The organism is Falsiruegeria litorea R37, assembly GCF_900172225.1.
GTDB lineage: Bacteria > Pseudomonadota > Alphaproteobacteria > Rhodobacterales > Rhodobacteraceae > Falsiruegeria > Falsiruegeria litorea.
Window position 1 is genome coordinate 12,109 of the sequence record NZ_FWFO01000002.1, and the last position, 14,272, is coordinate 26,380.

At 57.9% G+C, this 14,272-nt stretch carries 11 protein-coding genes; 6 read left to right on the top strand and 5 right to left on the bottom strand.

What is annotated here, in order from left to right:
* Positions 1–53: 53 nt before the first annotated feature.
* The gene (locus tag TRL7639_RS13745; RefSeq protein WP_085796447.1) at positions 54–1,550 is read right to left on the bottom strand and encodes an ABC transporter substrate-binding protein; all 1,497 of its coding nucleotides are present in this window, start codon (positions 1,548–1,550) and stop codon (positions 54–56) included.
* 282 nt (positions 1,551–1,832) lie between these two features.
* Between TRL7639_RS13745 and TRL7639_RS13750 the strand changes: the two genes are divergently transcribed.
* The gene (locus TRL7639_RS13750) at positions 1,833–2,723 is read left to right on the top strand and encodes a LysR family transcriptional regulator (RefSeq protein WP_165759817.1); all 891 of its coding nucleotides are present in this window, start codon (positions 1,833–1,835) and stop codon (positions 2,721–2,723) included.
* Between the two features lie 54 nt (positions 2,724–2,777).
* Here TRL7639_RS13750 and TRL7639_RS13755 read toward each other — a convergent pair whose 3' ends face one another.
* The gene (locus tag TRL7639_RS13755) at positions 2,778–3,404 is read right to left on the bottom strand and encodes a TetR/AcrR family transcriptional regulator (protein ID WP_085796449.1); all 627 of its coding nucleotides are present in this window, start codon (positions 3,402–3,404) and stop codon (positions 2,778–2,780) included.
* A gap of 190 nt (positions 3,405–3,594) precedes the next feature.
* On the opposite strand from TRL7639_RS13755, the gene TRL7639_RS13760 reads away from it, so the two are divergent.
* The 3 genes from TRL7639_RS13760 to TRL7639_RS13770 all read left to right on the top strand — a co-directional run bounded on the left by TRL7639_RS13760 (position 3,595) and on the right by TRL7639_RS13770 (position 8,269).
* On the top strand, positions 3,595–4,350 hold the full coding sequence (locus TRL7639_RS13760; protein WP_085796450.1) for an NAD(P)-binding domain-containing protein: 756 nt from the start codon (positions 3,595–3,597) through the stop codon (positions 4,348–4,350).
* A 98-nt stretch (positions 4,351–4,448) separates the two neighbouring features.
* Positions 4,449–7,682 carry an acetyl-CoA carboxylase family protein gene (locus tag TRL7639_RS13765; protein WP_085796451.1) on the top strand — a complete coding sequence of 1,078 codons (3,234 nt, stop codon included), beginning with the start codon at positions 4,449–4,451 and terminating at the stop codon, positions 7,680–7,682.
* Between the two features lie 74 nt (positions 7,683–7,756).
* Complete coding sequence (locus tag TRL7639_RS13770; RefSeq protein WP_085796452.1) at positions 7,757–8,269, top strand: thioesterase family protein; 513 nt, start codon at positions 7,757–7,759, stop codon at positions 8,267–8,269.
* Positions 8,270–8,316: 47 nt separating this feature from the next.
* Here the strand turns inward: TRL7639_RS13770 and TRL7639_RS23500 are convergent, their stop codons facing one another.
* On the bottom strand, positions 8,317–10,104 hold the full coding sequence (locus tag TRL7639_RS23500; RefSeq protein ID WP_085796453.1) for a hypothetical protein: 1,788 nt from the start codon (positions 10,102–10,104) through the stop codon (positions 8,317–8,319).
* Between the two features lie 422 nt (positions 10,105–10,526).
* On the opposite strand from TRL7639_RS23500, the gene TRL7639_RS13780 reads away from it, so the two are divergent.
* Both TRL7639_RS13780 and TRL7639_RS13785 read left to right on the top strand, forming a co-directional pair.
* Positions 10,527–11,534: a hypothetical protein gene (locus tag TRL7639_RS13780; protein WP_085796898.1), complete on the top strand. Its 1,008-nt coding sequence runs from the start codon at positions 10,527–10,529 to the stop codon at positions 11,532–11,534.
* A complete protein-coding gene (locus TRL7639_RS13785; RefSeq protein ID WP_085796454.1) occupies positions 11,534–12,769 on the top strand; it encodes a GNAT family N-acetyltransferase in 1,236 nt (411 codons plus the stop codon). The genes TRL7639_RS13780 and TRL7639_RS13785 overlap by 1 nt, the downstream gene beginning before the upstream one ends.
* Here TRL7639_RS13785 and TRL7639_RS13790 read toward each other — a convergent pair.
* Positions 12,766–13,074: an EthD family reductase gene (locus TRL7639_RS13790; protein ID WP_085796899.1), complete on the bottom strand. Its 309-nt coding sequence runs from the start codon at positions 13,072–13,074 to the stop codon at positions 12,766–12,768. The two genes, TRL7639_RS13785 and TRL7639_RS13790, sit on opposite strands and share 4 nt — an antisense overlap.
* Positions 13,075–13,150: 76 nt before the next feature.
* On the bottom strand, positions 13,151–14,056 hold the full coding sequence (locus tag TRL7639_RS13795; RefSeq protein WP_085796455.1) for a LysR family transcriptional regulator: 906 nt from the start codon (positions 14,054–14,056) through the stop codon (positions 13,151–13,153).
* Between the last annotated feature and the right edge of the window lie 216 nt (positions 14,057–14,272).

Sequence of the window (14,272 nt, forward strand, 5' to 3'; positions counted from 1 at the left end):
CAACCCTCAAACAGGTTGCGCCGGGAGTTGTGGAACTGGCTGAGAAAGACGGGTTAGCCGCCAGAGCCCGCTTTGGTCACGTTTTCAAGACGCAACGAGAAGTCTTCGACCGGATCAATGCCTTTCAGGTTCGAGCTGAACGCACGGACGGTGTTCAGGTGAACTGGGATGAACGACCCGCCGTTTTCCCACAGGTCCTTTTGCAACTCGCCATAGAGCGCTTTACGCTTGTCGAATTCCAATTCTCCGCGCGCGCCGTCCAGGGCGGCGTCGAATTCTGCTGAATTCCAGGCACTTTCGTTCCAGGATGCGCCCGAGCGATAGGCCTCGTTCAGGATCTGATCAGCCGGGCGTTGGGACCAGCCAGTGGCAAAGAATGGTTCCTTCATCCAAACGTCGCCCCAATAACCGTCCGACGGGGCCATCACCAATTCGATTTCGATGCCCGCATCTTTGGCCTGGTTCTGAAGGACCTCTGCCATCTTCACGGCACCTTCCGAGATGTCAGAAACGAATAGCTCCAGCTTCAGGCCGTCGGCGTAACCGGCTTCGGCAAGCAGAGCCTTGGCGCCTTCGATGTCCCGAGCGCATTCGATGTCAGCACGGTACTGATCTCCGGACCAGACAGGGTGATCACACGTGGTGATAAAGCCGTCCTTGCCGTAAACCAATTTGCCCAAGGCCTCGCGATCCGCGCTCATGCGAACCGCTTTGCGCACACGGGGATCATCAAACGGGGCTTCTTGCGTGTTCATAACCATGCCCACCCAACGGCCGGTGGGAACGGACTGAACCGTGAAGGCCGGGTTGTTGGCAAAGAGAGGAACCTGTTCTGCGGACAGGGCATAGATGAAATCGATCTGACCAGCCTGCAGCGCTGCAACGCGCGCATCTTGGTCCGCAATCGCAATCAGCTCGATGTTTTCAACACCGGCAGGACCGTCATAGTAGTCTTCGAAACGCTTGAGCGACGTGGTGCCAAGCGGGTCATAGTCCACCAGCTCAAAGGGGCCGGTGCCAACACCACTCTCGCACAGGGCGTCCAGATCTCCGCCACAGGTTTCGGCATCCAGCATCTTGATCCGGTAATCCATCACCAGCAGCGGGAAGTCGGCATGGGTCTGTTTAAGAACGACCTTGGCTGTCAGCGGATCAACAATGTCTACCCGATCGATGATTTCCATTACATCCTTGGTGGGGCTGTCGATGGCCGGGGATTGCGTCCGCATCAGAGAAAATGCGACATCCTCGGCCGTGAATGGGTTGCCGTTGTGGAATGTAACGCCATCGCGCAACTTAAAGGTCCATTCCTTGGCATCCGGCGTTGCCTCCCAGCTGAGAGCAAGATCGGCACTGGGGCGCCCGTCATTGCCTTGGCGCACAAGACGCGAATACACGTTTTGGATCGCCTCGTAGAACCGCTGAGGCGAGATTGGATCAATGGATTCCGAGCCCCCATATCCAAGCTCGTGGGGAATGCGCAGCGTGTCCGCAACGGCGGCACTGGAGGCCGCGGCAATTGCGGCGGAAAGCAAAAGTGACTTTTTCATGTGTGTGTCCCTCGGGCATTTGCCCGGTCGCGAGTGAGGAGGCATCATTGCCGTCTTTGCGCGTCTGAGATTTTTGTAAAAGTTGGATGACGTGCTTGTTGGGTCTGAAGTGGGCCGGTCATGGCACGTCTGTGGTTTCCCTTGTTTTCAAGGCGCTAACTGGGGGCTTTGTGAAATTCCGGCTTGCATCGTTACAAAAATTTCACATCTCAGCATGATGTTTTTCTGCCCTGATTGGTGTATTTTTATCCTTAACACCCAAAAAATTAATTGGACGATGTTGTGCGACTTGATTCGACGATCAATCTAAGCTGGCTTTCCGCCTTTGATGCTGCAGCGCGGCATCTGAATTTCACCAAAGCGGCCGAGGAATTGGGGCTGTCGCAGGGGGCAGTGTCGATCCAGATTCAGAAACTGGAACGACATCTGAATGCCAGCCTGTTCGAGCGGCGCGGTCGACACATCGTGCTGACTGACGAGGGCTACGCCTATCACCCACATGTGAGTGATGCGCTCGAAGGGCTGTCTTCGGTGACGACCCGAATGTTCTCGCGTCATGGGCGCAACACAGTATCGATCGCCTGCTTTTCTCCGACGTTTGTGGACCATTGGCTGTGTCCTTTGATCCCCCAGATGACAAAAGACATTCCTGAGGTGGAACTGAATCTGATGGTCGATTATCAGGCCAACTATGCGCGTTCTCAGCGTGACGATCTGGTGATTTCGTACGAAGCCGGGGATGCGGCCACATTTGTCCCACTGGCTGAAGAGACCCTGATTGCCGTCTGTTCTCCGAGTTACCTCGAAATCCATAAGTCGGACTGGGGGCGGGGGATATTGATTGAAATCGCAGGCCCGCGTCCCAATTGGCCTTTGTGGCGAGCCACAACAGGCGTCCAGGCCCAGTTGGATGGGCGTGTCATGCAGGTCAACTCGCTCAGTGCGGCCATTCGATTGGCACGTTGCGGCGGAGGTGTCGCCTTGGCTGCGCGGTCTTTTGTGTCACAAGATCTGAGGTCGGAGGCTTTGGTCGAAACCTGTCCAGGGCGTTATATCAAAGGCAGGACACATGGGTTTGACGTGCGTCAGGTTGAAGGGGCTCGGCCTGTGGTGAAAAAGGTTGCTCGTTGGTTGATTGAACGAGCAGATCAATCGATCCCGGATTTTTTCTAACGGCTTGCGACTAGAGGGGCCTGACCCTAAGCATCAGAGCGCGCATATTTTGCGTCACCCTTGTTCGGTCAGATGCCGCGACATGAAACGTCCAACATCGCTTTCGTTGGGGCGTTGGCCTGTGAAAACCTCGACGTAATCCGGTACGCGGGCCAGGCGTTTCCAGTGACTTTCCTGCACCCGCATCGAAAGGTATCCGATCTGCGTGTATAGAACCGTCATGGTTCGCACTTCGGCTTCAGCTTCTGAATATCCGTGATAGATGAACATCGATTGGATTGCGTCCTGGCGCTGCACATCGGCGCGGTTCAGCCGCTCCTGAAGCCCTGGGTCCGTGCGGGCCCAATTCCGGATTGCAAGATCCAGGCGCGAGTCAAACAATGCGTCATCCAGCCAACAATCACATAAGTTGAACATCGCTTCGCAGATGTTGTCGGCAAAGGCTTCGGTGCGGGCCACCAAGTTGCCTGTGTTCTTGGCCTCCCAGCGTTGGATCAGCGCCTCCAGCAAGGCATCGCGGTCCCGGAAATGCCAATAAAACCCGGTCCGTGACAGCCCCAACAACTTGGCCAGTGGCATTACTTTTACCGCGTCGATACCAGCTTCGCACAAAAGCTGCGCGGCTGCATCCAGCCACACTGTCTCGGATCCGCGCAGACGGGGAGTTTGATCGTCAGTCATCAGGCAGCCTTAGCATCGTGTTTCACAGCTCACAACGCCGTTGACAGCCACGCTGAGGAAATTGGACAGTCGTGTCGGGACGCGCCTCTGGGCCCATCCCGCTCAAAGAAGCTCTGCTGCCAAATGTGTGGCCGATGTGAGAAGCGAGCTTTGACAACTGTGGTCACTGCACTTGAAAAAAGGATAATCAATGCGGATCGGGATTTTAGGAACCGGAACGATTGCGACGGCACTTGTGCGTGGGATCGCTGAGGATGGCCATCAAATCCTGGTTTCGGAACGTTCACAGTCCAATGCGCTTGCCCTTTCGCAAGAGTTTGCAAATGTGTCCATCGCGCCAAACCAGCAGGTATTGGACCACAGCGACGTCGTGATCTTGGGATTGATGCCTGACGTCGCAAGATCATTGTTGCCTGAAGTTCGGTTTCGCGAAGATCAGCCAGTTGTCTCTTTGATGGCCGAAGTCCCCAAGTCAGAGCTGGTGTCTTTGGTTGCGCCCGCACAGGTTGAAGGCATTGCCATTCCGTTTCCGGCCATAGCAAAGGGCGGGTCCCCTGTTCTGTGTTGTCCTGCTGGCCGGTTGATGCACGCATTGTTTGGGGGGCGAAATCACGTGATCTCGGTGCAAACCCCGAGCGATCTCGAGGCTTTTCTGGCAGCGCAGGCCATTTTGTCACCGGCTGTGAAGCAGTTGACTTTGGCGCGCGACTGGCTGACCGCGAAGACGGGCGAGGCAGGCGAGGCCGAAAGGTTTCTGCGTCTGCTGGTTGGCGGCGGGCTTCTGGCCGCTCCACTTGAGCACGAGGGCGCGTTGGATGATCTGCTCGCGGCGCTTGATACGCCGGGTGGGTTCAATGCCGAGCTTCGAGATTTTCTGCTAGAGCGCGGCATGAAGCAGCATATTGATGATGGATTGGAAAAGCTGTTCAGCCGCTTCGGAACTTGAGCCGTACTGGGTTACGACCCTGCGTCAACCATCAACGATTGGGTGGATTTGCCATCGCGCCCGCCCTTTGATGGAAGGCAAAATGAAGGGGAGCCCCGATGTTCAAGAAATTGCTGATCGCCAACCGGGGTGAGATTGCCATCCGCATCGCGCGAACCGCGGCCGAGATGGGGGTGTCTGTTGTCGCTGTCCATACCCCGGATGACGCACGTTGTTTGCACGTCAAACATGGCGATCAGGTGCGAGTACTGCCAGGTGCAGGTGCTGCCGGCTACATGGACGTCGACGCTTTGATCCGGATTGCAGCTGAGACGAATTGCGATGCGGTGCACCCAGGGTATGGCCTGCTAAGCGAAAGGGCGGATTTTGTTCGCGCCTGTCACGAGGCGGGTTTGATCTTTGTAGGGCCGGACGCTGCGACGATGGAAAGGCTGGGCGACAAATTGCAGGCTCGCGAGATGGCACAATCCTTGAACCTGCCAGTGCCGCTGGGGGACGGGCCGTTCGACACCGTCCAGGACGCCCAGGCCTTTCTCGATCAGATCCAGGGGCCGATTATGCTCAAGGCCGTGCAAGGTGGGGGCGGACGTGGAATGCGGCGGGTTGAAACCTCTCAGCAGCTCCGGGCACGCTTCGAGCAGGCGCGCATCGAGGCCGAGTCCGGATCCGGTGTGGCCGAGATCTATGCCGAGGAGTATTTGATCAACCAACGCCACATAGAGGTGCAGGTTTTGGGCGACGGGCAAGCTGTGACTCACTTGTGGGACCGGGATTGCACCCTGCAACGCCGCAATCAGAAAGTGATCGAATTTGCGCCTGCTCCGGGGCTGACGGATGAGCTGCGCGCGCAGATGATCCAAGCGTCGTTGACCCTTGCCCGCGCGTCCAATTTGCGTGGTTTGGCCACGATGGAGTTTATGGTTGATGTTCAGGCGGGCGTGTTTCGGTTCATTGAAACCAACCCCCGAATCCAGGTCGAACACACGATAACCGAAGCCATCACCGGCTATGACCTGGTCGAGCTGCAGCTGCGGCTGGCCGTTGGAGAGACCTTGGAGCAGATTGATCCGGAAATCCTGAACCCTGCCGCGCCGTTGGGCATGGCCGTTGAACTGCGCGTAAACACCGAGAACTTTCAACCAGACGGCACCTCGACACCGGTTAGCGGGGTTCTCGAGCGGTTTCAGATGCCCTGTGGGCGTGGTGTTCGGGTCGAGACGCATGGCTACACAGGTTACGCCGTCAATCCCGGTTTCGATCCAATGCTGGCCAAACTTATTCTGCACCATCGCAAGGACGATTTAGGTGGTTTGCTGCGACGCGCGGACCGAGCGCTGTCAGAGGCGGACATCCGGGGGATTGATACCAACCTTACCCATCTGCGCGGAATCTTGGCGACGCCCGAGGTGCTGGAATGGAATGTGTCGACCCAATTTCTCGACGGGTTTTCTGGGGAAGATAACCGGAAAGGCCGCGTTTTTGAGGCAGAGCAGATTGCGCCGGAGGTGCTGCAGCCAGAGAGCCACATACCGGACGGCTGTATCGGCGTGACTGCTCCGATCCAAGCCATTGTCAGCGATGTGCTGGTCTCTTCGGGGGACATCGTGCAAGCCGGGCAAGAGTTGTTCATCATCGAAGCGATGAAAATGCAGCACGCGGTTACGGCCCCCCAGTCTGGCCAGGTCAAAGTGATATCTGCTGCAAAAGGTGAAACTATCCGTGTTGACGCGGTGCTTTGTGCTTTGCGGCCTGACGGGGACGAGCAAAAGCTGCAGGAAATTGCAGATGACTTTGATCCAAACAACCCTCGCAGTGATTTGACCAGGCTGAACGACCGGTTGGAACTGACGCTGGACGCGGCTCGGCCAAAGGCCGTGGAACGACGGCGCACCCGGGGTCAGGCCACCACCCGCGAGAATGTGGCGCGCCTGTGCGAGGGCGGAGAGTTTCATGAATACGGGCAATTGGTCATCGCGGCACAACGCAAAAAGCTAGGTGTTGACGCGCTGATCAAATCCTCGCCTGCCGATGGGATCGTGACGGGCTTGGGCACGGTAAATGCAGGGCAGTTTGAGGACGCCAAAGGGCAGGTTGCCATACTTGCGTACGATTCGACGGTGATGGCGGGAACCCAGGGTGTGTTCGGTCATCGCAAAACCGACCGACTGCTGGAAAAAGCATCGGAACTGGGTCTGGCCAGTATCTTTTTGACCGAAGGCGGGGGTGGGCGGCCCAATGACGATGATTTTGCAGGTACCATGCATTGCGCCCTGGATGTCAAAACCTTCTCTGCCTTTGCCGGCTTGCGCGGCTGGGGGCCAAAGATCACTGTGAACTCGGGCTTTTGCTTTGCGGGCAACGCCGCGCTTTTTGGGGCAGGGGATATCCGTATCTCTGCGCGCAACAGTTGGATCGGCTTGGGTGGCCCGGCCATGATCGAGGCCGGAGGTTTAGGGCGCTTTGATCCGCGCAAAGTCGGCCCGGCGCCGATGCAGGCCGAAATTGGGCTGGTCGACATTCTGACCGAGGACGATACGCAGGCCGTGGACGCGGCGCGCCAGGTGTTGTCGTATTTTCAGGGCGCGACCAGCGACTGGACTGTCGCGGACGAGCGGTTGCTGCGCCATCTGGTACCCGAGAACCGGAAGCGTATTTATGATCCGCGCAAGGTTGTTCACGCGCTGGCCGACGCAGGTAGTTTTCTGGAACTGGGCGCACAGTTCGGGGTTGGATTGATTACCGGGTTTGTCAGGGTCGAAGGGCGCCCGATGGGTGTCATGCTCAACAATCCGCACCACCTGGGCGGCGCATTGGATGCACCTGCGTCGACCAAGGGCGCGCGGTTCATGCGGCTGTGCAACCGCTTTGGTCTGCCGGTCCTTTCCTTGTGCGATACGCCGGGCTTCATGGTCGGTCCTGACAGCGAGCGCCAAGGTGGCGTGGCCGCAGCCTGCGATTTCATCAGCGCCGGGGCGGACCTCGACGTGCCGCTCTTCTTTGTCGCTCTGCGCAAGGGGTACGGTATTGGGGCCCAGGCCATGGCGGGTGGCAGTTTTGCCAACCCAGTGTTCACCATATCGTGGCCCACCGGAGAGTTCGGCGCCATGGGGCTCGAAGGGGGAGTTCGCCTGGGTTACCGCAAGGAATTGGAAGCCCAACCAGATGCCGCTGCGCGCGAGGTCCTGTTCGACAAGTTGGTGGCACGTGCCTACGCCGAGGGGGGCGCGATCAACGTGGCCTCGTACAATGAAATCGACGCGGTGATCGACCCTGCGGATACGCGGTCTTGGATCTTGTGCGGGCTGAATACGGGTGAGGCAACGCGGGTGTGACGTCAGGACCTGTTTGTTCGCTGTCGGCTTTCAGGTCAAGTTGATCGTTAGATTGCGAACAAAGGGGCAAGTTCATGAACAACTCTGCTGTCAGTGGCCAAGATGGCCCATACCCCGCGCCGATCGTTGTCCGGGGCATGTCTGTCAAACCGGATTGGATCGACTACAACAAACACATGAACGTGGGCTACTACGGCGTGGCGTTCGATCAGGCATTGGAAGAGATGGTCGGCGACTATCTGGGGATCGGCGAAGACTATGTCCAAACCGCCGGAGCAGGTCCCTATATGATCCAATCCCACATTCACTTCCTGCGTGAGCTATTGGAAGACGACAAATTCTATTTCCACTTTCGTCTGATCAATCACGATCATAAGCGGCTGCACTATTTCGCACAGATGTTTGCGGAAAAGGACGATGTCCTGTGCGCCACGCAAGAGGGAATGATCATCAACGTCAGCCAAGAAACGGGACGCTCGGCCGACTATCCGGAGTGGGCTCAAAAGCGGTTGGCGCAGATGCTTGAAGATCACCGAGGCTTGCCACCCGAGCCACAGATCGGCGCCAAACTGGGCATCCGCAAATAGAAAAGGACCGGCATTGGCCGGTCCTTTTCGGTTTTTCAGGGTGTGGGTTACACCATGTCGTCGAGTTCTTCGTCATCCCATTTGTCGTCGGAATGGGTGTCGTCGATATCTTCGGTGCCCTTGTTCATGAGGGCCATGAAGTCGTTTGACTTGGCTCCACCCGAAGTGCCACCGGACGCGTAAACTACGGTGTCGTCATAGGCGTACCCGTCGTCTTCGTATTCATCCTTGTACTTCGGCAAGTCATAATCGGACCCCTTGGTTCCACCCGAACCGGACCCTTTGGTTCCGCCGGAGCCGGAGCCCTTGGTTCCACCCGAGCCGGACCCTTTGGTGCCGCTCGAGCCGGACCCTTTGGTGCCGCCGGAGCCGGACCCTTTGGTGCCGCCGGAGCCGGAGCCCTTGGTGCCGCCGGAGCCGGACCCTTTGGTGCCGCCGGAGCCGGACCCTTTGGTGCCGCCCGAACCGGAGCCCTTGGTTCCACCCGAGCCGGACCCTTTGGTGCCGCCCGAGCCGGAGCCCTTGGTGCCGCCGGAGCCGGAGCCCTTGGTGCCGCCCGAGCCGGACCCTTTGGTGCCGCCCGAACCGGAGCCCTTGGTTCCACCCGAACCGGACCCTTTGGTGCCACCCGAACCGGAACCTTTGGTATCCGAATACTTGTCACTCAGTGTCTTGTCGTACCAATCTTCCAGGCCGTCACCCTCGACGCCGCCATTGTGATAGGCGTCTGACGTGCTCGCACCCGAGTTTACAGCATCTGACGTAGTAAGCAGCTGTGCATCGGCTGAGTTGGTATCGATTGCGACTGCAATGCTGTCCAAATCAATGTCATCCAACGTCAGCGGGCCATTGTTGGACCAGAGTGTGAAGTTGATGTCATAGGTCTCTTCGCCGAACTCCTGCTCGCCGGGATCTTCGTCGGTGTCACCAAATTCAAACGCCGCATCAAAAGCGGTGCTTACAGTGAACCCATTGGCCAGGCCGGTCACGCCATTGGCGCTGGCTTGATGCCCGGTCACGCCGCGTTCCCCATCAGATGGGAAGAAGTTCAGAGCAGAGACTTCGCTGTCATCGCTCATGTTGAAGAAGAAGCCGTCGATGTCGCCTTCGGTGCCATCAAATTCGGTCGCTGACAGGCGGATGAACAATTCACCACTATCGAGCGCTGAGATTTCGACTGTCACCTGAGGGTCTTCGCCGACTTCGAATGTAACCTTGGTTTTATCTGGTTCGACTGGATCTGTACCCTTGGTGCCGGAGCCCTTGGTTCCACCCGAACCGGACCCTTTGGTGCCGCCCGAGCCGGACCCTTTGGTGCCGCCCGAGCCGGAACCCTTGGTGCCGCCGGAGCCGGAGCCCTTGGTTCCACCCGAGCCGGAGCCCTTGGTGCCGCCCGAGCCGGAGCCCTTGGTGCCGCCCGAGCCGGACCCCTTGGTTCCACCCGAGCCGGAGCCCTTGGTGCCGCCCGAGCCGGACCCCTTGGTTCCACCCGAGCCGGAGCCCTTGGTGCCGCCCGAGCCGGAGCCCTTGGTTCCACCCGAGCCAGACCCCTTGGTGCCACCCGAGCCGGACCCCTTGGTGCCACCCGAGCCGGAGCCCTTGGTTCCACCCGAACCGGACCCTTTGGTTCCGCCGGAGCCGGAGCCCTTGGTGCCGCCGGAGCCGGAGCCCTTGGTGCCGCCCGAACCGGACCCCTTGGTGTCACCGTAACCCCATCCGTACTTGTCATAGAGGTAGGCATCATACCAATCGGAGAAGCTGTCGCCCTCGACGCCTCCGTTGTGATACGACTTGCTGCCGCCGTACCCGTACCAATTCCAATAACTGTAACCCATGCGTATCACTCCCCCTATGGACGTGTGCATTTTCCCAGCCACCTGACCCGCAATTGGCCCCCCCATCGCGTCAGGCAGCTTGATTTCACCGAATGCCGCTCAGGGTATGGCCCGGCGTCAAATCCGGCAATTTTGTGTCAACTTTCTGACAAATCTGCCTTTGTATTAATTGGAGTTGGGAAACAATGACTGCGCCGTTCGGTCAATTGATTGCTCAAGGCCGCCAATCGCGGGTCACGCCGGGTCAACGTCACCGGCGAATCGCTACGATGTGCTATGCGGAGTTGACTTATTGCTTCCTCAGAATCGCCAAAGTCCCAAAGTATCCAGTTGGCCATTCGAGCAATCCAGATGCCGTTTCGCGCGTGACTGGAGTAAAAACGTGAGGTGTTATTGTGGCCAAGAACGACAACGACGATCGAATGAAGCGTATTGTGGAGACTGCCGAAGATCACTTTGGCCGCGCGGTTCTAAAGGTGACGGCGCCCGGTGGCGAAGGGCGATCAAGTTTTCGCCTGCACTTTGACGATATGGACGTGATCGCAACTTTTCGTCCGAATTTCCGCCGTACCCATCTGGAAGCTCATGTTCTGGAAGAGTTGCGCACCTATTGCGACGACACACCCGAGGTATTGGGCGTTGTGGGCGAGATCATGTTTCAAAGCGATGTTGGCCGTCGTCGTCTGAACCAGGAGATCATGCGCCACGACAGCGCCGGGCAACTGGATTTGGCCGCACAGGCGGTGTCGTCGATCTTTCGCTACCAAAGTGCCGCGCGTAAATCCGACCTGCACGAGATGATGCCGCATCTGGGCACCAACAAGAACTGGATCGACAATGTGGTGGGGGCGATTGACGCGCTGCAGCCCTATTCGATAGGCATTTCAGACAGCTTCGACGGTGCGGCCGCGCGCGAAGCAGTGGCCCATCCCGGGCGTCAGTTCGTCAAATGGGATTGCCGGTCGGGCAACGCCGCTATCGGCAAGGACGGCAAATTGCGCTGGTTCGATTTTGAATACGCAGGTCTGCGTCACGGCGCTGAAGATTTTGCCTGGCTGATCGGAGACGAGGCGTGGCCGATTGCACCGGATCAGATGGTGGATGTGATGATCGACTGCTTTGATCCGGACTGTGGTCACGACATCGCGGCCTATCTGGAATACCTGTCGATCTATCTGACCTTCCATTGTGTGCAACGGTTCAAGCTGATCGTGAAAGAGGCCAAAAAGCGCGGCTGGCTGTCCAAACAGCGCGTGCGCAAATATGATGACGCGGGGGTGCATCCAGAGTTTGCGGCTCAGATCTGTCAGGTCGGCGCGTATTTCTCGGCTCAGGCCAAAGTGACCGCACCCTTGACCCGCAATTTCGAAGGTGCGCGGGACAGCTTTCTTGAAATCCTCAAGGAAGGCCGCTCGCTGAAAAGCGCGTGATGACGGTTCATCGCGCAATTTCCGACCAAGGCACTGTCGCGGGTTTGCGAATCGAAACTGTCGACAGGCTGGACGACTTTCGTGCCTTGCGCTCTGACTGGGAAGCACTGGAGCAGAAGGACACCGAGGGAACAGTGTTTTTGTCCTGGGTCTGGTTGAGCCAGGCCTTTGAACGCACGACGGGTCGTTGGCGGGTGATCACCGCCTGGATGGGCCAGGATCTGGTGGCGGTTCTGCCGCTGAAGTACCGCGTTCATTGGAGCAAGACCCGAACCGAGTTCCAGACCGAGATCGAGGCGGGCGGGCGTCTTTTGTGGAGCGAATACACCGGGTTTCTGTGTCATCCTGCGTATGAAGAGGCCGCGATAAAGGCGATTGGTGAGCACCTTCAAGGTATCCCTTGGGTCAAGCTATCTTTGCGATATGTCCTGTCCAGGCGTCGAGCGGACTACTTCGCTAGCTCATTTTCGCAAGATGCTTTCCGTTTCCGATACAAACCCTATCGCATCAACCGTGGTGAAACAGACAACTTGCTGTGCCCACAGGTCGCGCTGCCAAACAGCTATGACCAATATCTGAGTGACTGCCTCAGCCGGAATTCAAGGCAAAAGATCAAGCGATTTGAACGAAAATTCTTGGATGGCGGAGCGTTGACGTTTGCCGCGACCACGGATCACGTGCGCGACATCGACGCTTTGCTTGCGCTATGGTGGGCCAAGTGGTCCCCTGTCAAAGGCGCGGAAACAGCGCGTCAGGTCGCCGCCAACTATCGACATGTCCTGATGGCTGCGCAGACCCTGGGGCTGCTCTATCTATCTGTCTTGCGCGATGGTGACCGGACGTTGGGGGCCTTGGGCCATGTCCTGGACCCGCTCCACAAGCGTGTGCATTTCATTGTTGCCGGACGAGACGAGCGCGCCAAAGGTCACCACATCGGGGCGTTGTTACACTCACAAAGCATTCGTTGGGCCATCGAAAATGGCTATCGCGTTTATGATTTTTGCCATGGCAACGAAAGCTACAAATACGGGTATGGAGCCAAGGACGTGCAGGCACTGTACCTGTCGATCCGGCCCCGAAACCTGCAAGAACCGGGGGGACATCTGGATGGGATGAGCCACAAAGAGGCTTTGGCGCGGGTTCTGTCCTTTGTCGAAGATGGGCAAAATGATCGCGCCGCCGCGGGCACGCGGCAGCTGCTGGAACAGCTTCACAAAAGAGACATCCGCCCTTAACCGATCACTTCGCCAATCAGCATGTTTGGCTGAACATTGGTAAAGTTGGGCACATCCGCAATCACGGGCCCCGCCGACCCCATCGCAGCCCCAAGCGCATCATTGTCGGCAAAGACGATTGTGGCGACCGCGTGATATCCTGCGGGAACATCCGGTCCGCCGGCAAGACCCTTTGTCACCAAAGTCGATTGGATATGCGCGCCCATATGTTCCGCGACCAGCGGCATGTGAGTGTTCGCATAATAGTCGTGATCAAAGGTCGATCCCTCTGCGACGGGATAAATGACTTGCAGGGAAACTGGCATTCGTTTGATCTCCTGAATGAAAGTAAGGTGCCCAAGCATTAGGGTCCTGACACTAAGCCCCGGTGCCTTGGTTGTGTCAAAGCTTGTTCTTGGGGGGCTGGCTCAGTTGATGCACCAGAAAATCGATGAAAGCGCGTACTTTCGGCTGCGTGAAGCGGCCTGGAGGATAGACTGCGTAAACTGGCTGCATCTGCTCCGGGAGCGAGGGCATGGCGTCCCGCAACAAGTCGAATTCGACCGCTTCGCGAAACAGGAATTCAGGGAGATAGGCGATCCCAAGACCTGCGACCGCGGCGTTGAGAAGCGATTGCCCGTCATTGACACTCAGCCCACCAGTCGCAGCGACTTGGCGCACGGCACCGGTGGTATCTGTCAGCCGCCAGATGTTGGCACCCGGTCGGGTCGATGCACTAAGGAGCTTGTGGGCCTCAAGGTCCACAGGCTTCTCGGGTGTGCCGTGAAGGCTCAAGTATTCAGGGCTGGCGACAAGGCGCATTGGAAATTCCAGCAATTTCCGTGCGCGCAGGCTGCTGTCCCGCAACTCGCCAACTCTAATGGCAAGGTCGAACCCTTCAGCGATCAGGTCCATGGTCTGATCACTAAGCTCAAGGTTCACGGTGATGTCCGGATATTCTGCAAGAAAGTCGCTGAGCAGAGGGGACAGTTCGTGAATGCCAAAATCGCTGGCGGCGGAGACTTGCAACAGGCCTGACGGTTGGGCGTGCAATGCCACAACCAGCGCGTCGGCTTCGCCCGCATCATTCAGGATGCGGCTGGCACGGTCGTAATAGGCCAAGCCGATCTCGGTCGGGTTGACGCGGCGTGTCGTGCGGCTGAGCAAACGAGCTCCAAGACGGGATTCGAGCGCTGAGATGTGTTTTGACACCGCAGACTTGGAAATCCCCATCTTGCGCGCCGCATCGGTAAAGCCCCCTTCTTCGACGACGGTGGCAAATGCTTCCATTTCAGTCAGGCGGCTCATTCAGACCCTCCAAAAATCCCGATTGTGCCGGCAACACCCAGGCAGCCCTGTTTTGGGCGCTGGATGTTGGCCTGCATTCTAATGTCATGGGACATTTGAGCATTGGGTACGAGCTGCGCTTAAGGATATTGGACAATTCATTCGGCGAGCCGGTCATTTTGCTGGGGATTTTTGGTCAGCAGGTGCTATGTTCTTAGAAACTCGGTTGAAACAACA